The 19,233-nt window shown below is 54.8% G+C and carries 24 protein-coding genes; 16 read left to right on the top strand and 8 right to left on the bottom strand.

Going from position 1 to position 19,233, the window contains the following annotated elements:
- Positions 1 to 306 precede the first annotated feature (306 nt).
- From VH413_17210 to VH413_17190, 5 genes are all read left to right on the top strand, one after another.
- On the top strand, positions 307 to 1,617 hold the full coding sequence (locus VH413_17210) for a CCA tRNA nucleotidyltransferase (GenBank protein HEX3800436.1): 1,311 nt from the start codon (positions 307 to 309) through the stop codon (positions 1,615 to 1,617).
- Between the two features lie 194 nt (positions 1,618 to 1,811).
- Positions 1,812 to 2,009 carry a 30S ribosomal protein S21 gene (rpsU, locus tag VH413_17205; GenBank protein ID HEX3800435.1) on the top strand — a complete coding sequence of 66 codons (198 nt, stop codon included), beginning with the start codon at positions 1,812 to 1,814 and terminating at the stop codon, positions 2,007 to 2,009.
- A gap of 63 nt (positions 2,010 to 2,072) precedes the next feature.
- Entirely contained in the window at positions 2,073 to 2,987 is a 915-nt protein-coding gene (locus VH413_17200) for a sugar phosphate isomerase/epimerase (protein ID HEX3800434.1), read from the top strand.
- A 42-nt stretch (positions 2,988 to 3,029) separates the two neighbouring features.
- Positions 3,030 to 3,728 (top strand): lipoate--protein ligase family protein, encoded by a 699-nt coding sequence (locus tag VH413_17195; protein HEX3800433.1) that lies wholly within the window; start codon positions 3,030 to 3,032, stop codon positions 3,726 to 3,728.
- Positions 3,729 to 4,265: 537 nt separating this feature from the next.
- Positions 4,266 to 4,949 carry an HAD hydrolase-like protein gene (locus VH413_17190; protein ID HEX3800432.1) on the top strand — a complete coding sequence of 228 codons (684 nt, stop codon included), beginning with the start codon at positions 4,266 to 4,268 and terminating at the stop codon, positions 4,947 to 4,949.
- 27 nt (positions 4,950 to 4,976) lie between these two features.
- Here VH413_17190 and VH413_17185 read toward each other — a convergent pair whose 3' ends face one another.
- Entirely contained in the window at positions 4,977 to 5,204 is a 228-nt protein-coding gene (locus VH413_17185; GenBank protein HEX3800431.1) for a zinc ribbon domain-containing protein, read from the bottom strand.
- A 119-nt stretch (positions 5,205 to 5,323) separates the two neighbouring features.
- Here VH413_17185 and VH413_17180 point away from each other — a divergent pair, with 119 nt between their 5' ends.
- From VH413_17180 to VH413_17145, 8 genes are all read left to right on the top strand, one after another.
- Positions 5,324 to 5,779: a hypothetical protein gene (locus tag VH413_17180; protein ID HEX3800430.1), complete on the top strand. Its 456-nt coding sequence runs from the start codon at positions 5,324 to 5,326 to the stop codon at positions 5,777 to 5,779.
- Entirely contained in the window at positions 5,776 to 6,588 is an 813-nt protein-coding gene (locus VH413_17175) for a sugar phosphate isomerase/epimerase family protein (GenBank protein HEX3800429.1), read from the top strand. The genes VH413_17180 and VH413_17175 overlap by 4 nt, the downstream gene beginning before the upstream one ends.
- Before the next feature lie 148 nt (positions 6,589 to 6,736).
- Positions 6,737 to 7,897: an ABC transporter substrate-binding protein gene (locus tag VH413_17170; GenBank protein ID HEX3800428.1), complete on the top strand. Its 1,161-nt coding sequence runs from the start codon at positions 6,737 to 6,739 to the stop codon at positions 7,895 to 7,897.
- Between the two features lie 15 nt (positions 7,898 to 7,912).
- Entirely contained in the window at positions 7,913 to 8,824 is a 912-nt protein-coding gene (locus VH413_17165; GenBank protein HEX3800427.1) for a branched-chain amino acid ABC transporter permease, read from the top strand.
- Complete coding sequence (locus tag VH413_17160) at positions 8,824 to 9,768, top strand: branched-chain amino acid ABC transporter permease (protein HEX3800426.1); 945 nt, start codon at positions 8,824 to 8,826, stop codon at positions 9,766 to 9,768. The genes VH413_17165 and VH413_17160 overlap by 1 nt, the downstream gene beginning before the upstream one ends.
- A 6-nt stretch (positions 9,769 to 9,774) precedes the next feature.
- Positions 9,775 to 10,569: an ABC transporter ATP-binding protein gene (locus tag VH413_17155; GenBank protein HEX3800425.1), complete on the top strand. Its 795-nt coding sequence runs from the start codon at positions 9,775 to 9,777 to the stop codon at positions 10,567 to 10,569.
- Between the two features lies 1 nt (position 10,570).
- A complete protein-coding gene (locus VH413_17150; GenBank protein HEX3800424.1) occupies positions 10,571 to 11,281 on the top strand; it encodes an ABC transporter ATP-binding protein in 711 nt (236 codons plus the stop codon).
- Between the two features lie 68 nt (positions 11,282 to 11,349).
- Positions 11,350 to 11,622, top strand: a complete 273-nt coding sequence (locus VH413_17145; protein ID HEX3800423.1) for a hypothetical protein — start codon at positions 11,350 to 11,352, stop codon at positions 11,620 to 11,622.
- Between the two features lie 317 nt (positions 11,623 to 11,939).
- Here the strand turns inward: VH413_17145 and VH413_17140 are convergent, their stop codons facing one another.
- The 3 genes from VH413_17140 to deoC are packed head-to-tail and all read right to left on the bottom strand — an operon-like array spanning position 11,940 to position 14,685.
- On the bottom strand, positions 11,940 to 13,508 hold the full coding sequence (locus VH413_17140; protein ID HEX3800422.1) for an aldehyde dehydrogenase family protein: 1,569 nt from the start codon (positions 13,506 to 13,508) through the stop codon (positions 11,940 to 11,942).
- A complete protein-coding gene (locus tag VH413_17135; protein HEX3800421.1) occupies positions 13,505 to 13,735 on the bottom strand; it encodes a YdeI/OmpD-associated family protein in 231 nt (76 codons plus the stop codon). Before VH413_17135 ends, VH413_17140 begins: the two co-directional genes overlap by 4 nt.
- A 14-nt stretch (positions 13,736 to 13,749) precedes the next feature.
- Positions 13,750 to 14,685, bottom strand: coding sequence for a deoxyribose-phosphate aldolase (gene deoC, locus VH413_17130; protein ID HEX3800420.1), 936 nt, complete (start codon positions 14,683 to 14,685; stop codon positions 13,750 to 13,752).
- 183 nt (positions 14,686 to 14,868) lie between these two features.
- Here deoC and VH413_17125 point away from each other — a divergent pair, with 183 nt between their 5' ends.
- On the top strand, positions 14,869 to 15,096 hold the full coding sequence (locus tag VH413_17125; protein ID HEX3800419.1) for a hypothetical protein: 228 nt from the start codon (positions 14,869 to 14,871) through the stop codon (positions 15,094 to 15,096).
- A 75-nt stretch (positions 15,097 to 15,171) separates the two neighbouring features.
- Here VH413_17125 and VH413_17120 read toward each other — a convergent pair whose 3' ends face one another.
- From VH413_17120 to VH413_17105, 4 genes are all read right to left on the bottom strand, one after another.
- Entirely contained in the window at positions 15,172 to 15,771 is a 600-nt protein-coding gene (locus tag VH413_17120) for a DUF4230 domain-containing protein (GenBank protein HEX3800418.1), read from the bottom strand.
- 131 nt (positions 15,772 to 15,902) lie between these two features.
- Positions 15,903 to 16,748 carry a formyltetrahydrofolate deformylase gene (locus tag VH413_17115; protein ID HEX3800417.1) on the bottom strand — a complete coding sequence of 282 codons (846 nt, stop codon included), beginning with the start codon at positions 16,746 to 16,748 and terminating at the stop codon, positions 15,903 to 15,905.
- A gap of 30 nt (positions 16,749 to 16,778) precedes the next feature.
- A complete protein-coding gene (locus tag VH413_17110; protein ID HEX3800416.1) occupies positions 16,779 to 17,627 on the bottom strand; it encodes an HDOD domain-containing protein in 849 nt (282 codons plus the stop codon).
- Positions 17,615 to 18,136, bottom strand: a complete 522-nt coding sequence (locus tag VH413_17105) for a chemotaxis protein CheD (protein ID HEX3800415.1) — start codon at positions 18,134 to 18,136, stop codon at positions 17,615 to 17,617. The genes VH413_17110 and VH413_17105 overlap by 13 nt, the downstream gene beginning before the upstream one ends.
- A 342-nt stretch (positions 18,137 to 18,478) precedes the next feature.
- Here VH413_17105 and fliW point away from each other — a divergent pair, with 342 nt between their 5' ends.
- A complete protein-coding gene (fliW, locus tag VH413_17100; GenBank protein HEX3800414.1) occupies positions 18,479 to 18,913 on the top strand; it encodes a flagellar assembly protein FliW in 435 nt (144 codons plus the stop codon).
- A gap of 19 nt (positions 18,914 to 18,932) precedes the next feature.
- Positions 18,933 to 19,223 (top strand): carbon storage regulator CsrA, encoded by a 291-nt coding sequence (csrA, locus tag VH413_17095; protein ID HEX3800413.1) that lies wholly within the window; start codon positions 18,933 to 18,935, stop codon positions 19,221 to 19,223.
- Positions 19,224 to 19,233: the final 10 nt, after the last annotated feature.

Genomic DNA, 19,233 nt, shown 5'->3' with positions numbered 1-19,233 from the left:
GAAGGAAGTTACTTGGTGAATCTATGATTTCTTTCGTCCCTGAAGGGACTTGGTTTGTGGCGGAGGTAAACCCAGCAATGAATTGCTGGGCTAAGATCTGCCGTCCCTGCGGGACTGCGGACGGCTGCGCGGCAGCGCAGCGCTGCCAGGTTAGAGGACGGGGTGGAGCGGCGCGGTCGCGCCGCGACGGTTCGACCTTGCCATTCTATAAATTTCAGTTGTCTCGGCGAGACGGGATTGGGAGGCGGCGGAAAACCGTTACTAAAGTGGTGGGTTTTCGCGGAGAGTTGTTTTAAAATATTGTTTATGCCATTACGCAAAACTGCGGTTGAGATTGCGCGGCGGTTGCAAGACGCGGGGTTTGCCGCGTACTGGGTGGGCGGTTGTGTGCGCGACAAGATGCTTGGGCGCGAGCCGCATGATTATGACATCGCGACTTCGGCAGCGCCGGCGGAGGTGGAGGCAGTTTTTCAGCGCACGATTCCCGTGGGGCGAAAGTTTGGCGTGATCATTGTCCTGGAAGGCGGGCATGAATTTCAGGTGGCGACGTTTCGCGCGGAGTCGGATTATCACGACGGGCGGCATCCCGAGGAAGTGACGTTTGCCGATGCGCAGGCGGACGCGAGCCGGCGCGATTTTACGGTGAACGGTTTGTTTTACGATCCGGTGGCGGAGAAATTGCACGATTGGGTCGGCGGCGAGGCAGATATGCGCGTGAAGTTGCTGCGGACGATCGGCCTGGCGCAGGACCGGTTTGCGGAGGATCATTTGCGGTTGTTGCGCGCGGTGCGGTTCGCGGCGCAGTTGAATTTTGAAATTGAAGCGGGGACGTTTGCGGCGTTGCGCGAGAACGCGGCGAAGATCACGACGGTGAGCGCGGAGCGGGTGCGCGAGGAGTTGCTGAAATTATTTCGTCCGCCATACGCGGCGCGCGGGCTGGATCTTTTGCGCGACAGCGGTTTGCTGGAAAAAGTTTTGCCGGAAATCGCCGCGATGATCGCGTGCGAACAATCGCCGAATTATCATCCCGAGGGTTCGGTATATAATCATGTGCGGCTGATGTTGTCGCAGTTGCCGCCGAATGCGCCGGAATCGCTGCCGTGGGCGGTGCTTTTGCACGATGTGGCCAAACCGGTGACGGCCGAGCGCGACGCGGAGACGGGCAACATTCATTTTTACGGCCACGAAAAAATCGGCGCGGAGATGGCGGAGTCGCTTTTGCAGCGGTTGAAATTTCCTCGGAAGCAGACGGACGAAATCGTGACGGCGGTTTTGTATCACATGCAATTCAAGGACGTGAAGAAGATGCGCAAGGCGACAGTGCGGCGGATGTTGTTGCGGGAGACGTTTCCGCTGGAACTGGATTTGCACAAGCTGGATTGCCTGGGGTCGCATCGGTTGTTGGATCATTACGATTTTATGGTGGAGCAGGCGCGGGAGTTGGAGAATCGTCCGCAGATGATTCCGCCGCTTTTGAATGGGGAAGATTTGAAAGCGCTGGGCATGCAACCCGGGCCGCGCATGGGGGAGGTATTGACGGAGTTGCGCGATAAACAGCTTCAGGAGGAGTTGAAAACGAGCGAGGAAGCGCGAGAATGGGTTAAAACGCAGTTGTAACAATGGATTGTAACTGTTTTATTATAAATGAGATATAATAATTCGTTGGCCATGGCGACGATCTTTTCACACATCGCCTGTTTTTGCCCGTTGACACTCTTTCGCTGGCAAAATATTCTCTTCGGCTCGACTGAAGAGCATCGGCGGTCATGGATTGGACTGGTGTCAAGGTCTCTGGAGAGGAAGTGAATTGATTGACTGAAATTAAATTAAAAAAAGGCGAGCCAGTCGAAAAGGCCCTGCGCCGGTTGAAGAAAAAAATCGACCGCGAAGGCACGCTCAAAGTCGTGCGCAATCACCGGCATTTTGAAAAGCCGAGCGAACGCAAGCGTCGCAAGATGAAAGCCGCCCGGTTCTCCGCGATGTTGACGGCGCGTTACGCCGATCTATAACCTTTGAATATTCATAGCCGAATGTGGTCGAAGTAAAAAACCGCATTCGGCATTTTTATTTTTATGTATTCGTTTTCAAGCTGCTGGAATTCTCACCGCCACACCGATGGCCGCGCGATGTTGCGCGAAATCCGCGATCTCGGTTTCGACCATGCCGAACTCAGCCACGGCACGCGCATCAGCCTTTTGCCCGGCATCATGGAAGCCGTGGACGGCGGCGAAATAAAAATTTCCAGCCTCCACAATTTTTGCCCGCTGCCCATCGGCGTCAATCATTCCGCGCCGAACATTTACCGGCTCTCCGCCGAAAAACCCGCCGAGCGCGAAAATGCCTATCGCTACACGCGCAAGACCATCGAGATGGCCGCGCGGCTCAAGGCGCCGCTGGTGGTCATGCACTACGGCAGCATCGAGATGAAGGATTACACCGACAAAATGATCGAGATGGTGGGACGCGGCGAAAAGGAGAGTTCGAAGTATCAAAAACTTTGCGACGAGGTGATGCAGAAGCGCGAGAAGTTGAAAGAGCCTTACATTGATCGCGCGAACGAATTGTTGAAACGCGTCCTGCCGCTCGCGGAGGAACTTGGCGTGAAACTCGGCATCGAAAATCGCGAGGCGCTCGAAGAACTTCCGCTCGAACCGGACTATCACATTTTGTTCAAGGTGCTGGGCAGTCCCGCCGCGGTTTATTGGCACGATACCGGCCACGCGCAGATCAAGCAGAACCTTGGTTTCATTGATCACGCGTACCATTTGGAATCGCAGCGCGAACGCCTTTATGGTTTTCATGTTCACGACGTCCAATTTCCCGGGCGCGATCATTGTCCGCCAGGTTCGGGCACGGTGGACTTCGCCGCGCTCAAGCCGATGGTCAAGCCGGAGCATCTCAAAGTGTTCGAGTTTGGCCCTTCCATGTCGCCCGAAGACGCCAAGCGAGGCATCGCTCACGTGAAAGCGATTTGGGGCGAACAATAATTTTGTCGCGCGCCTTTCGTGGGAGAGCGCGCAAAATTTATAATGACTTCGCCGATTTCAAATTCCTGGCGGCTGCTTAAATCCGGCGCGGGCCAAGCAGCGTGGAACATGGCGGTGGATGGTGCGTTGCTTGAAACTGCCGCGTCCATGGGCCAGCCCATTTTGAGGTTTTATAGTTGGAGTGAACCGGCGGCGACGTTCGGTTATTTTCAAAAATACGACGAGGTCGCGCAAGCCACTCTGCTGCGCCCGCTCGTGCGCCGCACTACCGGTGGCGGACTCGTGCCGCACGATGCCGATTGGACTTACAGCGTCATCATTCCGCCCGGTGATCCGTGGTATGAACTCAAGGCGGTCGAAAGTTATCGCCGTATGCACGAATGGATTTGTGCGGCGTTTGGGCAGATGAACATTATCACCGAACTTGCGCCCGACTGCCTCAAATGCGCGCCCGGCCAATGCTTCGTCGGCTACGAAAAATTTGATGTGCTGTGGCATGAAAAAAAAATCGCCGGCGCCGCGCAACGCCGCACGCGCGATGGCTTGCTCATCCAAGGCTCCGTTCAGCCGCCGCCGATAAAAATCGAGCGCGCCGATTGGGAAAATGCGATGTGCGAAGTCGCGATTAAAAATGAAGATATTTCGTGGGATGATTTGAAACTAGATGCCATCATTGAGGATCGTTCCAAGTTACTTTTGGAGACCAATTTTTCGCGCGACATCTATAATCATCGCCGCTAAAAAAATGGCCTAAAGTTTCATCGCATCCTATTATTTCAAAGACATTTCATTCACGTCACAAAACAATATCCGCAACGGCGTTACGTATTCAGATTGAGTTTGGGTTTCGGGACACACTATCGGCATCCAATGGGAAAGCGAATTGACATTGTTTTTCGACAACGTATAATGGCTGCTAATATTATGAGTAAATCCCAATGCCCAGAGATTAATGCACTAACACATCCGTTAGACCGGCAGGGGACCTTGTATGTTGACGGGGTCAAACACTCTACAGGATTGTTTTATACGAATTCAAATTCTGGACTATATGTTTCCAGTCTTCAATATAGTCTTAATATTCCTCAAAGTAGTTGCATTGTTCTAAATTCGGACGAAGGACAAAATATTGAAATCGACCAAATTTATCCTTGTCCATCGGGTGGGGCTCATCATCATTTTAAAATTGAGTTGTGATATAACTCATTTTCCAGCTTTAGGGTCAGAAACTGCGATGCTAGGTATTGCCACAGGGCATCCGCGTCGTTAGATTTTGAGATGCTTCGACTGGTATTGTTCGACATAGACAGCACCCTGCTCCACACTAATGCGGTGGGCATTCGCGCCTTTGCCAAGGCGCTTGAAATTGAATTCGGCATCGTCAACGGAACCGAAGGTTTGAAATTCGCCGGGCGCACCGATACCGGACTCATTCGCGAATTGTTTACGAAGCATGGCATCGAAATTTCGCCGAAAAATCTGGAGCGTTTTTTCGATTGCTACGCGCATTGGCTTGCGCATTGGATGATCGAAGGCCAAGGCCAGGTTTGCCCCGGCGCCACGCAACTGATCCACGAGTTCAAGGCGCTGCCGGAGCCGCCGGTGATTGGTTTACTGACCGGAAATATCCGCCTCGGCGCGGAACTCAAGTTACGGCATTTCGATCTGTGGGATTTGTTCTCGACGGGCGCTTTTGCGGACGATCACGAAGATCGAAACGAAATCGCCGTGGTGGCGCACAAACGCGGCAAGGCCCTGCTCGGCCAGGCATTGCGCGGCGATCAAATCCTGGTCATCGGCGACACGCCGCATGACATCGCCTGCGGCCGCGCGATTGATGCAAAAGTGCTCGCGGTGGCGACAGGGCCGTTTTCACTCGCTGAACTTTTGGCGCATCAACCCGACTGGGCGGTGGCGGACCTCACGCAAGTGAGCGCGAAAAAACTTTGCGGAATTGAATAACCAAGGCGGCGCGCCGCCTCGCATGAATTAATGCGAATGCGGTTTCCCCGTGCCGCACATGGCGCAGGAACTTGGCACGCCGCTACAGGATGGCGCCCCGCCCTCGCCGCTGACGCTTGAAGCAAAAGTGGAAAATTTCTTCGCTAGTTTCACGGAGCCACAATGCGGGCACTTCGTTCCCTCCCAATTACTGGAGCGAACAAGAATCTCGCTGTCCTGCTCACATTTCTCGCAATGAAATTCGTAGATCGGCATGGCTAGAAAATAACGCGGCAGAATCAAATCTCAAGTGGGAATCGCGCGTTATGCCACCCCGTGAAAACGATTCGCAAATCTTCTCTCGAAAAATTTCCGCGCGCGGTTATTTTATTTGCATGAACGGCCCCTTCTCCCGAATCGCCCGGCGCATTGGCGCATTGCTTTCGTTCATTCCATTTTTGTTCACCGGCGGTTGCACGACGTTCAATCACGATTGGAAACAAGCCGCAGGCCGGCCAACTCCTAGTGATCTGGAAGGCCGCTGGCAAGGCGTCTGGGTCAGCGATGTCAATCATCACACCGACCAACTTCGCTGTGTCATTACGAAGAAAGCGGACGGCGTTTATCGCGCGCGTTTTCACGCCAAATATCACAAGGTGCTCAGCTTCGGCTACACGGTGCCATTGAACGTCGAGCCCGGCACAAGTCCGGCGAAGTTCAGCGGTGAAGCCGACCTCGGCTTTCTCGCGGGCGGCGTCTATCATTATGAGGGGCACGCCGACGCCACAAATTATTTTTCCACTTACTCCTGCAAATACGATCACGGGACTTTCCAAATGACCCGGCCGTGAAATTCGCCATCTGCAACGAGATTTTTCAGGACTGGAAACTCGACGATGCATTTGCGTACGCAGCCAAGGCTGGTTACGACGCGGTTGAAATCGCCCCGTTCACCATCGCAAAATCCGTGGCCAATATTTCTGCGGCGGAGCGGCGGCGTATTCGCGAACTCGCGGCGCAAAATAACATCGCCATCTGCGGCATCCATTGGGTGCTTGTGCAAGCCGAGGGCATGTATCTCAATCACACGGACGCCAGCATCCGCTCGCGCACGTCAAAATATTTTTGCGACCTTGTGGATTTTTGCGCCGACCTGGGCGGCAAAGTGATCGTGGTCGGCTCACCGAAGCAACGCAACCGCCTGCCCGGCGTCACGGTCGAACAAGCGTGGGAGTTGGCGACGGAAACTTTTCGCGATTCCGTCCACCGCGCCCGCTCGCGCGAGGTCACGATTTGCCTCGAACCACTTTCACCTGCCGAAACCGATTTTATCAATACCGTCGCCGAAGCCATCCGTTTTGCCCAACAATTCGCCAGCCCGCATTTCCAAATCATTCTCGACGTCAAGGCGATGTGCAGTGAATCGGCGCCCATTCCGCAGATTATCCGCGAATCGTCACGGCACTTCGCCCATTTTCATGCCAACGATAAAAATCTAAAAGGCCCCGGTTTCGGCGAAGTAGATTTCAAGCCGATCGCGGCGGCGTTGAAGGAAGTCGGCTATAAGGGTTACGTGTCCGTGGAAGTCTTCAAATTTGAAGAAGGTCCCGAAGTCATTGCGACGAAGAGCATCGAATACCTTAGGCGCACCTTTGCCTAGCATAGGAAGCGGACACCCGGCGGCTTTTGTTCCATTATCTTTGCCTGTGATGCTTTGGTGGTTGAATCTCGCGGGATGATTATTTAGTTTATTCCTCCAGCAAACCGTTTGCGTTTGCATGAAATCATTTTGTCCGCGATTGATTAATATGAAAAACATTCTCCTGCCTGCCGTATTGCTCGGTTTGGCGCTGGGTTTCACCGGGTGCAAACCTTCGGGTTCGGGCGATGCCGGCCAGACCATCAAAGTCGGCGAATTCGCCTCGCTGACCGGCAAGGAAGCCACGTTCGGCGTGTCGTCGCACGAAGGCACGTTGCTCGCCACTGAAGAACTGAATGCCGCCGGTGGCGTGCTTGGGAAAAAGATTAATTTGCTCACGGAAGACGACCTTTCCAAGGCGGGCGAACCCGCCACCGTCGTCAACAAACTGATCTCTCGCGATGGCGTGGTGGCAATCCTGGGTGAAGTGGCTTCGAGCCGTTCGATGGAAGCTGCGCCGATTTGTCAGGAAGCGAAGATACCAATGATTTCTCCATCGTCCACCAATCCGAAAGTCACAGAGACGGGCGATTATATTTTTCGGGTCTGTTTTATTGATCCATTCCAGGGAACGGTGATGGCAAACTTCGCCTCCAAAACGCTCAAGGCAAAGAAGGTGGCCATCTTCACGGATGTGAAAAGTGATTACAGCAAGGGGCTGGCGAAATTTTTCAAGGAAGGTTTTCTCGCGTCGGGCGGGCAAGTGGTGGCGGAATTGGATTACAACGGCGGCGACAAGGATTTCAAGGCGGAGTTGACGGCAATCAAGGCGGCCAATCCGGACGCGGTATTCGTGCCGGGATATTACACCGACGTGGCCCTGATCTGCATCCAGGCGAAACAGCTTGGGTTGAATGTGCCGCTCTTCGGCGGGGATGGCTGGGAATCGCCGGATCTGGTGGGCATCGGTCAGGACGCGGTTGAGGGCACATATTTTTCCACGCATTACGCGCCGGATGTGGCGACCCAAAACAGCAAAAATTTCGTAGCGAATTATCAGAAGCGCTTTCACAATCCCGATGGCACGCCCAAGCTGCCGGACGCCATGGCCGCACTGGGTTATGATTCGATGATGGTGCTGGCTGACGCGATAAAACGCGCGGGCACCACCGACGGCCCGAAAGTCCGCGATGCCCTGGCCGCAACCAAAGATTTTGATGGCGTGACGGGCAAGACCACCATCAACGAAAAACGCGACGCGACGAAGTCCGCGGTCATCCTCCAAGTCAAGGGCGGGCAATTTCATTATGTGGAAACCGTCAACCCGTAAGTCCGGTGCGCGCGCATGAGTTCATTTTGCCAGCAACTCATCAACGGGCTTGCGCTCGGTTCCATCTACGCGCTGATCGCGCTGGGCTATACGATGGTTTATGGCGTCCTGCGCTTCATCAATTTCGCGCACAGTGACGTGCTGATGCTCGGCGCCTTCGCCGCGTATTTCCTCGCCTCGCCGGTCGCGCACATTTTCTCGCCGGAATCTTATTCGGGCGCCGCGGTGGTGATCGTGCTCTCGTCCGCAATTTGCGCAGTGCTCGGCATGCTCATCGAACGTCTCGCGTACCGTCCCTTGCGCAACCGCCCGAAACTCACGGTGCTCATCACCGCCATCGGTGTTTCACTTTTCATTGAATACACCTGTCAGCATCATTCGGTATTCGGCGCGGAGACCCGTCGTTTCCCCCAACTTTTGCCGCAAGAAAATATCCAGATCGCCGGGCTATCGGTGGACAGCACGGACATCATGGTGCTGATCGTGACGGCGCTATTGCTCGCCGGATTGTGGTTCATCGTGCAGCGCACGCGCACGGGCACGGCCATGCGCGCGGTTGCTTTCAACGAACGCGCTGCCGCGCTGATGGGCATCAACATCAATCACATCATCAGCTTCACCTTTGGACTGGGCTCGGCGCTGGCGGCGGTGGCGGGAATCTTTTACGCCATGCGCGCGCCAGGAATCGATCCGTTGATGGGCGTACAACCGGGGCTGCGCGCATTCACGGCGGCGGTGGTCGGTGGCATCGGAAATTTGCCGGGCGCGGCGCTGGGCGGATTGTTGCTGGGACTGCTCGAAACTTTTGCGGGCGGAATGCCGGGCATCTCGAATTATCGTGATGGCATCGCGTTCGCGATCCTGATTTTGATTTTGTTGTTCAAACCCGCCGGGTTGCTCGGCAAAGCGCAAGTGGAGAAAGTCTGATGTTTAACGGTGCGAAAAGATGGTTGCTGCTGGCGGTCGCCGCGGCGCTGGTCGTCTCGCATTTTTCTTCGCAGTTCAATCGCTACTATCTCGGCATCGCACTGGATGTCGGCATCAACATCATCCTCGCGGTGAGTCTCAATCTGATCAACGGGCACACGGGACAATTCAGTTTGGGGCACGCGGGCTTCATGGCCGTGGGCGCTTACGCGGCGGCGAAGTTCACGCTGGTATTTTCGCCGCAGGTGGAACAATCGCTGCCGCCGGCATTGCAACCATTTTTCTTTTTGTTCGCGCTGATTCTCGGCGGCCTCGTGGCGGCGGTGGTGGGACTTGCCGTCGGCGTGCCGTCACTGCGATTGCGGGGAGATTATCTGGCGATTGTGACGCTCGGTTTCGGCGAAATCATCCGCGTGGTTTTTCAGAACATGGAATCGGTCGGCGCAGCAAGCGGGTTGAAAAATATTCCCGCCTTCACGAATCTGTTCTGGGTTTGGTCATGGGCCGCGGTGACAGTTTTTGTCGTGGGGTGCCTCGTGCATTCAACGTACGGCCGGGGGTTCATCGCTGTGCATGACGACGAAGTGGCGGCGAGCGCGATGGGAATCAATCCGACGCGCTACAAAGTGACGGCGTTCGTGGTCGGCGCATTTTTTGCCGGGATCGCGGGAGGACTTTATGCTCACCATAAACAATTCATTTCGCCGACCGGCTTCGATTTCATGAAGTCCATAGACATCGTCGTGATGGTGATCCTTGGCGGGATGGGCCGCACGGCGGGAGTGATCTGCGCCGCGATTTTATTGACGTTGCTGCCGGAATTTCTGCGCGGTTTCGCCGACTACCGGATGATCGTGTATTCGCTGCTTATCATAGGCCTGATGATGGCGCGGCCCCAGGGCTTGTTCACTTTCGGGCGCGCGGGCAAACCAGTGGGGCAATGACGCTGCATGAGTGATGCCGAAAATTCCAGTCTGCTGCGGGTTGAGAATTGCACGATTCGTTTTGGTGGATTGACGGCCGTCTCCGAGGTGAATCTGCACATCGGTGCGAATGATCTCGTTGGTTTGATCGGGCCGAATGGCGCGGGCAAGACGACGGTTTTCAACCTCATCACGGGCGTTTATCAACCGACGTCGGGAAATATTTTTTTCAACGGGCAATCCATTCTTCGCCGCAAGCCGCATCAGCTTGCCTTTTGCGGATTGGCACGCACGTTTCAAAATATCCGCCTCTTCGCAAGCTTGAGTGTGTTCGACAATGTGCGAGCGGCGTTGCAACTTCACCGCGCGCATGGCGTTCGCAACGCGTTATGGCGCGGGCGGAAATTTCGCGACGGAGAAAAAGCGGCGGCCGATCAGGTGATGGAAATGCTCGAGATTTTTCACCTAGCAAGTTTTCGCGACGAGTCGGCGAAAAGTTTGTCTTACGGGAATCAAAGGCGATTGGAAATCGTCCGCGCCCTGGCGACGCGTCCCAAATTGCTTTTGCTCGATGAACCGGCGTGCGGAATGAATCCCACCGAGAAACTCGAATTGATGAAGTTGATTCGGTTTGTGAAGGACAAATATAATATCGCGGTTCTTCTCGTAGAACACGACATGCAAGTCGTCATGGGCATCTGCCAGCGCATCGCCGTTCTGGATTATGGAATCAAAATCGCGGAGGGGACGCCCGCTGAAGTCCGCAAGAATCCAAAAGTTATCGAAGCGTATCTAGGGGAAGAAGCAGCGAGCGAAAAATAGCATGCTTACTGTCAAAAATCTTACGGTCAATTACGGCGCCATCACGGCGTTGCGCGGCATTTCGCTGGAAGTGAAGCAAGGCGATATTGTCACGTTGATCGGCGCGAATGGCGCGGGCAAATCCACGACGCTGCGCACGATTTCAGGTTTGTTAAAAGCATCGTCGGGCGAAATTCTTTATGAGGGACGGAACATCGCGAATTTGCCACCGCATCAGATCGTGAAGCTGGGCATCTCGCAAGTGCCGGAAGGACGGATGGTTTTTGCGGACCTGACGGTGATGGAAAACTTAATGATGGGCGCCTATTTGCAGAGGAATAAGCAGGTCATCCAAAAAGAATTGGAATATGTATTCGGAATTTTCCCGCGATTGGACGAACGCAAAAAGCAATCGGCGGGAACATTGTCCGGCGGCGAACAACAGATGCTGGCCATCGGGCGCGCGCTGATGAGCAAGCCGAAATTTTTGATGCTTGATGAACCCTCCATTGGCATCGCGCCGCTGCTGGTGAAAACCATTTTCGAAAAAATTGTCGAGATCAACAAACAGCAGGGAATTTCGATCCTACTGGTTGAACAGAACGCCAATCTGGCGCTGGAAATTTCGCGTTACGGTTACGTGCTGGAGACTGGCCAGATTATTTTGCAGAACGAATCAGCGGCTTTGCGGCAGAGTTCACAGGTGAAGAGCGCTTATCTGGGTGGTGGGTGACAAATATTGGGAGGGCGAGCGTACTCGCGAACCCCATATAAATTTCCAACCGATTACGATCATTTTTCATGTGTCCAGAAGACAATTCTATTGGCAGACATAAACCAACATCCGGTGTTTTTTTAATACCAGGAGAACCAACGATTGTTTTAGTTACCGTCTGCTCCGAAAAACGATCTCGCTGGATTGCTCAAGCGGTCGTTCATGATCTTTTGACCGAGGCTTGGTCAGAAGCTGACGCGTGGCTGGTAGGCCACTATCAAATCATGCCGGATCATATTCATTTTTTTGTCGCGCCTCGCAAACTCGAGATTCCGCTCAATCGCTGGATGAGCTATTGAAAAGATTATTTACTCAAAAGGCACGAAGATTTTCCGGGAATTCGCCCAACGCATGCGATAATCCTTTTCATAATCCCAATAATTGGAAATTGCAATCATCACAATGGGATACACGACTCCGTCGCGCAGAAAGCTACGCTGAAAAATGGAACTACCTCCGTGAAAATCCAGTCAAAGAAAAGCTCGTGGAACATCCTGCGACTGGCCCTTTCAAGGAACATTAAATGTCCTGCGGTGGTAATCACCAAAGACATTTGAGGTTCGCTAACTTTAAAAAGAAATTGGGGCTCGCGTGGACGCTCGCCCTCCCACATTATTTAATCCACCCGGCAATATGCCGCCAAGCCCTGCATTCCGCCTTCGCGGCCAAAACCACTTTCCTTGTAGCCGCCGAATGGACTTGTGGGATCAAACTTATTGTAGGTGTTGGCCCAGACGACGCCGGCACGGAGCTTGTTTACGATTTTAAAAATTTTGCTGCCCTTGTCAGTCCACACTCCGGCGCTTAAACCGTAGGGCGTATTGTTGGCGCGTTCAAAGGCTTCTTCCGGTGTGCGGAACGTCATCACACTGAGAACGGGACCAAATATTTCTTCCTGCGCGACGCGATGTGACGCGGTGACGCCGGTGAGAAAGGTCGGCGGAAACCAATATCCGCGGTCGGGCAAATCACAGCGCGTTTGCACGAGTTCAGCGCCTTCATCCACGCCGCTCTGGACCAGCTCGCGGATTTTTTCGAGTTGCGGACGGGAATTGATCGCGCCGATGTCGGTGTTTTTATCGAGCGGATTGCCGACGCGCATGGTTTGGATGCGATCGCGAAGTTTGCGGACGATGGTGGAATAAATTCCCTCCTGCACGAGCAGCCGCGAACCGGCGCAACAAACGTGGCCCTGGTTAAAATAAATTCCCGCGATGATGCCCTCGATGGCCTGGTCTATCGGCGCGTCTTCAAAAATAATATTGGCCGCCTTGCCGCCAAGTTCGAGCGTCAATTTTTTATTCGTGCCGGCGACCGCTTTGGCGATGTGCTTGCCGACTTCGGTTGAGCCGGTGAAGGCGATCTTGTCGAGATCGGGATGATTCACGATGGCCGCGCCGGTTTCACCCGCGCCGGTGACGATGTTCACCACGCCTTCCGGCAATCCGGCTTCCTGAAATATTTGCGCGAGGCGAAGCGCGGTGATGCTGGTGGTCTCGGCGGGTTTGAGAACGACCGTGTTGCCGCAGGCAAGTGCGGGCGCAATTTTCCACGCGGCCATAAGCAACGGGAAATTCCACGGGATGATCTGCCCGGCGACGCCGAGCGGGCGCACGTCGCGGCCGGGAAAAGCATACTGCAATTTGTCGGCCCAGCCCGCGTGATAAAAAAAGTGTGCGGCGACCAGCGGAAGATCCACGTCGCGGCTTTCTTTGATGGGCTTGCCGCCGTCAATGGTTTCCAGCACGGCAAGTTCGCGCGATTTTTCCTGGATGATGCGGGCGATGCGATAAAGATATTTCCCACGCTCGCGACCGGGCAGCTTGCTCCAAACTTTATCGTAGGCGCGGCGGGCGGATTTCACCGCGAGGTCAACGTCATGCTCATTCGCGGCGGCGATCTCGGTGAGTTTTTCCTCGGTGGCAGGATTCAGAGAATCAAAATATTTCCCGGACGTGGGCGTGACGAATTTGCCATCAATAAACAATTCGTGACGCGCGGCGATGGCATAGGCTTTGGAATCTTCGGGCGCGGGCGCGTAATCCCATTTGTTGCCGAAATTCAGGCGGCGTTCGTTGAGCGGGACCGGCTTGTGATGGCTGCTGATAACAGCGCGGGCAGCGGGAACGAGTTTGGCCGTGATGCGCGCGGACGTCTTTGTGCTTCGAGGAGAGTTGGTTTTCATGAAATGGCTCTGAAATAATTTTTTGCGTGGTTCTTCTCGATCAACATCGGAATAAATTTCTCGAGGCGGCGCTGAACTGTCACGGGCTGTTTTGCCTCGGAAATCCAGCGAACGTATTCATTGCGGTGCGACGGGGAAAGTTTTTTGAAAATCACTTTCGCTTGCGGATCGCGGGCGAGCGCCGCCTTCATTGCCGCCGGTACAACGAGTGGTTTTGCCGCTTTCATAAATGCGTATGGTTTTATGGTTGCGAAAAATAATCGAGGCTTTGGTAATTGCCGTCCACGGTTTTGACGACCTGCATCAGCACGTCGTTCACGAGCGTGCTCGCGCCGAAACGGAAAAGCTCGGGGGTAAGCCAATCGTCGCCAAGAGTCTCGCGAACCATCACGAGGTAATGGAGCGCCTGCTTGGCATTGCGAATGCCGCCCGCCGGCTTCATGCCGATGCGGATGCCCGTGGCATAAAAATAATCACGGATGGCTTCGAGCATCACGAGCGTGACAGGAATGGTCGCCGCGGGTGAAACTTTGCCGGTGGAAGTCTTGATGAAGTCGCCGCCGGCTTCCATCGCAAGCTGGCTGGCGATGCGCACGTTGTCATAAGTCACGAGTTCGCCGGTCTCAAGAATCACCTTGAGATGCGCCGCGCCGCACGCTTGTTTGATCGCGGCGATTTCGTCGAAGACCAGCGCGTGATCGCCGGAAAGAAATGCGCCGCGATTGATGACCATGTCAATTTCATCCGCGCCATCGGCCACCGCGCGGCGAACTTCTTCGAGACGCGTGCGCAAGGCCATTTGACCGCTGGGAAAACCGGTGGCCACGGATGCGACGTTCACGGGCGAATCATCACCAAGAAAACGCCGGGCGTATTTCACCATGTTCGGATAGACGCAAACCGCGCCGCAGGACGGAACACCATATTTGGACTCCAACGGAAAAAGCGCCTTGCGACAGAGATAAGCGACCTTGCCGGGGGTGTCTTTGCCTTCGAGCGTGGTGAGGTCCATCATCGAGACGGCGAGCTTGAGACCGGCGAGCTTGGCGCTGGTTTTGATGCTGCGCTTGGTGAAGGCCGCGGCGCGTTCTTCAACCATGACCTGGTCCACGGTCGGCAGCGGGTGGCCGGTCTGACGGGAGGGTTTTTCAACGCGCGAAGGGGCGATGGCATTCATAAATAATTCAGCATTACTGTTACGTTCGAACGCGGGAGAGTCAATGTTGTTTCGTCCGGTATGTTACGTGTGCGTATGAAGCAAAGTTACGGCTCGCGAGTACGCTCGCCCTCCCAAGAGTGAACGCGCGATACCAAAATTTTTCTCTCTTGGCATGTGACTTGCATTCGACCAGTCACGGTTATGGCCAAGACAAATAAAATCGCCCGTTATGTGAAGGAACTTCCGGTTCCGGGACGCGCTGTTGCTCGCAGCGCGCAGCCCAAATCGGCGGGACTTTATTTGCTGGAATTGCGTTTCCGCCATGCCGAAGCCCAATCCGCGCTCCCGAAAAAGAAATTCACCATCCGGGTTGACCCTCGTGAAAAGGCGGACGCTTCTCCCCGACAGATAAAAATCCGCCACCTCTAAAGTCTCACCCAAAGCAGGAAACGGACAGCCTCAAGAAATCTCTGGCTCAAATTGAGGCACGGAACGCTTGCGTCCTTATCGGTCCCGAATGTCCACCTCTTCGTAACCGAGCAGATGGAAAAAATTCGTTAGCTGGCTTTTGGCGCGTTCGCCGGCGTCCTTGAGAATGCCGCTGTTACGCGCGGCGCGGTTGATGTCTTCGACCGCCTGGCGTCGCGCGTTTTGTTCAAGGTCCTTGTCGAAGCTGCGGAGCAAACCCGTTTTGCGATCAATGATCTGCGTGAGATTATCGTCGAGATAGCTGTCCGTGATGCGCGGCGGCGGGAGCGTGAGGCTGATTTTGTTGCCGGAGACGGAAATATCACCGGGCTTGAGTTCATCGAGATTGACGCCCGCTTTGACGATGCCGTGCGCGACCATCAGCAAACGGTTTTCGCCGAACTGCAATTCGTACCAATGCGATTCGTCTTCGAGCAGGACGACCTTTTCGAGGACGTATTTGACTGTGACGAGTTGAGACAAGGTTTTCACCTGGGTGAGCAGCACGGGCGTACTGCTGATGCGGGGCACCCTGGTGTAGCGCGGCAAATATGGCAGGGCGACCCAGAACAAAGCCACCATGACCGCGACAACAACGATCAACAGTGCCAGGTTGACCACGAAGGTCTTGAACATGGAAAGAATGTAACGCCTTTGGCGGAATTGGAAAAGCGGAATGACATTGGTAGTTTTTATGTTTTCAGCGGGGAAAGTTACGGCTCGCGAGTACGCTCGCCCTCCCAGTCGGAAAAAACGCCTCCCGGTTTTCAGACTTCGCGGACAACGCCCCAATAGACATCGAGGCGTTTGCTCAAATACAGGCGCACGGCTTTTTCCAGAACTTTCGTTTCCAGCTTTTGTCCGGCCGCGACGATTTCGCTGAAGGTCATGCGCGGGCGAACCGAAAAACTTTCCTGCGTGATGATTGGGCCTTCATCAAGGTTCATCGTGACGAAGTGCGCGGTCACGCCGATGATTTTCACGCCGCGCTCGTAAGCCTGCCGATACGCCTGCGCGCCTGGAAAACTCGGCAGCAGCGAGGGATGGATATTGATGATCTTGTTTTTGTATCGCCACACAAAATTCGGCGACAGAATTTTCATGAACCGCGCGAGCACGACGAAATCAATATTGTGCTCATCGAGCAGCTTGAGCGCGGCTTCTTCGGCAGCAGCGCGTTCCTGCCACGGCACGACGACGAACGGCAATTTATTTTTACGCGCGATGTCTCCGAGGTCGGGACGATTGCCGATGATCAACGCCGGTTCAGCTTTCAATCGTCCGTCGCGGCAGGCTTCGAGCAAACCGTTTAGCGCGTGGTCTTCCTTGGTGACAAAAATGGCGAAGCGCTGGCGGCGATGCGGCTCGGTGTAGCGCAGTTTGATTTCCATGCCGAGCGCGGCGCCGAGTTTTTCGAGTTCGGCCCGAACACGCGTTGGATGCCACGCGCGCAAGTTCCACGAGGCTTGCACGACCATGCTGAATTGGCCGCGGGTGACTTGTTCCTCGAGGCCTTCAATGTTCGCGCCTTGCTCGAAAAGCAAACCGGTGACGCGGGCGATGACGCCGGTTTTGTCGCGGCCAATGACGGTGATGTTGACGAGTTGTTTCATGCGTCGCGTTTAATTCACGCTCGAAGAAAATCAACTCGCGAGCGAGAACAACGCGTCCACGATGTGCATCTGCTCGTAGGTTTCCATCATGAATTGCGGAATGGATTCGGGCTTGAGTTCGAGGGTGGTGAGCACTTCGGCACGGCCGCGCAACGCGAAACCCGCGTGTCCGTATCCGTGGCCCATAAAATAAGCGATCATGTTGCCGAGATACACGTGGCAGGCGAGACGTTGATGCGCACCGGCGCCTTTGGGCGTGTGATGAAACCAAACGGCAGAGACGATGTTCGGGGGAAATTTCCAGCGGTTCAAAAGTTGCCCGCCCACTTCGGCGTGATTGACGCCGAGTAATTTTTTCTCCGCATCGAGCAGGGATTGGCCATTGACCTCGGTCTCTTTCACGATCTTGGAATACGATCCATTGAGCGAGCCGGACAAAACGATCTTGCCGATGTCATGCAACAAAGTAGCCGTGAAAACGAGGTTCTCATTATCGCCCAGCTTGCGCGCGATCAGTTGCGCGGCGACGGCGGAGGCGACGGAATGTTTCCAAAGTTCGCCTTGTTCCAGCCCGTAACCGGCTTGGGCCGCGCCCAGCAACCGCGCGCCGGTGGCGGCGGCCACGAGTTGATAAACCTGTTGAAAACCCAGGCGCGTGACGGCTTCCTGAAGGTCCGAAGTCGGCGTGGCCGCGCCGAAATAGGCGCTGTTGCAGATGCGCAGGACGTTGGCCGTCAGCGCGGGGTCGAAGGAAATCATCTTGACGATCTTGCTGCTGTCCACGTCGGGCTGATTGAGCAGGCGCATCAATTCGGGCACGACGCGCGGCGCGGGCGGCAGATGCCGCAGGTTGGAAATATAATCGTCTATGGCTTGCATAAAGTTTTCGGTTGCGGCTGCCCGGAAAATTTCAGGCGCACATAACCGGTGGAAATATTTAATTGGATAGAGCGGTTGGTGCGTCCGCCGACATCTTCGGCGCTAATCTTCAAATTCAATTTTTTGAGTAATTCAACGAGCACGTCATAGTTGCGTTTGCCGATATTAAAATGGCTCGTGTCATCCATGATCTGCGCGCCACCGGCGACGCATACCAATAAATTCTCGTCTTTCGCGTTCAACTCGTGCGCCCGCGCGAGCATCGCGGTCAAGCCCGTGTCGAGAAACATTCCCGGACGGTTCGCCGCGCGCACCGGGTCAATGCTCGAGGCCGGCAACAAGCTATGCAGCAATCCGCCCACTTTTACGACCGGGTCATAAATCGTCACGCCCAGGCACGCGCCCAAAGGATAACTGCAAAGCCCAATCGTGGGATCCTGGCTGACGGCAAATTCAGCCAGCCCAACCATCATGGGGGTGGCGATCTCAGTTTGGACTTCGGTTGACATCAAAATAATTCGGTCAGCAAACAAATTGCTTAGTATCTTTTTTAATACCCTCGCATATTTGACCGACAATTAATAGCGAATTGATTGGCATCGGCAAATTATTGTGAAGACTTTAAGGGACTCGCACTTTGCAACCATCCAGAACCTTCATAATCGAGGTATGTGCCCAGTCTTTGCCCGCTGGTCGGCAAATGTAACCGGGCAATCCTCGTCCGCGAAACTTTTTTGCCTAGTCGCTATTTTCCCGCTGATGCCTAAAAGCCTTATTTTATTGGGTGTTTAATCCATCCTCCTTGCTGGCATAGCCTTTGCTCAACCTCTTTCGGAACAGAGTATCAAATCATGAAAACTGTAGAATTAGAAACCGCCGAACCGAAAAAGAGCAACCTCAACGAGCAGAATCTTATTCAGCTTCCGTACGGGTTGCTTGGCTTTGAGCGCGTCAAAAATTATGTCCTCCTCACCAACCCGCAGGAGGAGCCGTTCATGTGGCTGCAGATGCTCGACAGCGCCCGCAAGGCGTTTCTGGTGGTGTCGCCATTTCTGATCGCGCCCGATTACCAGCCGGACATTCCGACCGACGACGTGGAATTTCTGGGGCTCACCGATCCCACCGACGCGCTGGTCTATAACATTTGCACTCTGCGCGGACCGGGACAGGCCACGATTAATTTGCGCGGCCCTGTCATCATCAACCGCCACACGCTCGTCGGCAAGCAGGTCATCCCTGTGAACGCCGCGCAATTCGCGTTGTGCCATCCGCTGCCTGTGGCCTGAAGTTTTCCCAACCACTTTTATGCTCATCCTCTCCCGCAAACCCGGTGAAAGCATCGTCATTGATGGCCGGATAACCGTGACCGTCATTCGGTCGGAGGGCGATATCGTCAAGCTGGGCATCGCCGCGCCGCGCGAAGTGCCCGTGCATCGCCAGGAAGTTTACGAAGAAATCCAGCGCAACAACGCCGAGGCGCTCACCGCTGAACGCCCCAAACTTCCCCGTCTCTCCGCCCAGCCCGCCGCTCCCGACGACAAGGCCAAACCCGCCGCCGTCGGCTCCAGCAAATGGTCCGCTCCCGCCGCGAAATAACCGCGTCTCC

The sequence above is a fragment of the Verrucomicrobiia bacterium genome, from assembly GCA_036268055.1.
GTDB lineage: Bacteria > Verrucomicrobiota > Verrucomicrobiia > Limisphaerales > Pedosphaeraceae > DATAUW01.
Note: the sequence above shows the minus strand (reverse complement) of the source record. Positions and strands in the feature narration are given on the sequence as shown.

What these genes read in the sequence shown, in the direction of transcription:
- VH413_17210 (HEX3800436.1), top strand. Translation starts at nt 307, where the DNA reads ATGCCATTACGCAAAACTGCGGTTGAGATTGCGCGGCGGTTGCAAGAC.
- VH413_17200 (HEX3800434.1), top strand. Translation starts at nt 2,073, where the DNA reads ATGTATTCGTTTTCAAGCTGCTGGAATTCTCACCGCCACACCGATGGC.
- VH413_17195 (HEX3800433.1), top strand. Translation starts at nt 3,030, where the DNA reads ATGACTTCGCCGATTTCAAATTCCTGGCGGCTGCTTAAATCCGGCGCG.
- VH413_17190 (HEX3800432.1), top strand. Translation starts at nt 4,266, where the DNA reads ATGCTTCGACTGGTATTGTTCGACATAGACAGCACCCTGCTCCACACT.
- VH413_17185 (HEX3800431.1), bottom strand. Translation starts at nt 5,204, where the DNA reads ATGCCGATCTACGAATTTCATTGCGAGAAATGTGAGCAGGACAGCGAG.
- VH413_17180 (HEX3800430.1), top strand. Translation starts at nt 5,324, where the DNA reads ATGAACGGCCCCTTCTCCCGAATCGCCCGGCGCATTGGCGCATTGCTT.
- VH413_17170 (HEX3800428.1), top strand. Translation starts at nt 6,737, where the DNA reads ATGAAAAACATTCTCCTGCCTGCCGTATTGCTCGGTTTGGCGCTGGGT.
- VH413_17165 (HEX3800427.1), top strand. Translation starts at nt 7,913, where the DNA reads ATGAGTTCATTTTGCCAGCAACTCATCAACGGGCTTGCGCTCGGTTCC.
- VH413_17160 (HEX3800426.1), top strand. Translation starts at nt 8,824, where the DNA reads ATGTTTAACGGTGCGAAAAGATGGTTGCTGCTGGCGGTCGCCGCGGCG.
- VH413_17155 (HEX3800425.1), top strand. Translation starts at nt 9,775, where the DNA reads ATGAGTGATGCCGAAAATTCCAGTCTGCTGCGGGTTGAGAATTGCACG.
- VH413_17150 (HEX3800424.1), top strand. Translation starts at nt 10,571, where the DNA reads ATGCTTACTGTCAAAAATCTTACGGTCAATTACGGCGCCATCACGGCG.
- VH413_17145 (HEX3800423.1), top strand. Translation starts at nt 11,350, where the DNA reads ATGTGTCCAGAAGACAATTCTATTGGCAGACATAAACCAACATCCGGT.
- VH413_17140 (HEX3800422.1), bottom strand. Translation starts at nt 13,508, where the DNA reads ATGAAAACCAACTCTCCTCGAAGCACAAAGACGTCCGCGCGCATCACG.
- VH413_17135 (HEX3800421.1), bottom strand. Translation starts at nt 13,735, where the DNA reads ATGAAAGCGGCAAAACCACTCGTTGTACCGGCGGCAATGAAGGCGGCG.
- deoC (HEX3800420.1), bottom strand. Translation starts at nt 14,685, where the DNA reads ATGAATGCCATCGCCCCTTCGCGCGTTGAAAAACCCTCCCGTCAGACC.
- VH413_17125 (HEX3800419.1), top strand. Translation starts at nt 14,869, where the DNA reads ATGGCCAAGACAAATAAAATCGCCCGTTATGTGAAGGAACTTCCGGTT.
- VH413_17120 (HEX3800418.1), bottom strand. Translation starts at nt 15,771, where the DNA reads ATGTTCAAGACCTTCGTGGTCAACCTGGCACTGTTGATCGTTGTTGTC.
- VH413_17115 (HEX3800417.1), bottom strand. Translation starts at nt 16,748, where the DNA reads ATGAAACAACTCGTCAACATCACCGTCATTGGCCGCGACAAAACCGGC.
- VH413_17110 (HEX3800416.1), bottom strand. Translation starts at nt 17,627, where the DNA reads ATGCAAGCCATAGACGATTATATTTCCAACCTGCGGCATCTGCCGCCC.
- VH413_17105 (HEX3800415.1), bottom strand. Translation starts at nt 18,136, where the DNA reads ATGTCAACCGAAGTCCAAACTGAGATCGCCACCCCCATGATGGTTGGG.
- fliW (HEX3800414.1), top strand. Translation starts at nt 18,479, where the DNA reads ATGAAAACTGTAGAATTAGAAACCGCCGAACCGAAAAAGAGCAACCTC.
- csrA (HEX3800413.1), top strand. Translation starts at nt 18,933, where the DNA reads ATGCTCATCCTCTCCCGCAAACCCGGTGAAAGCATCGTCATTGATGGC.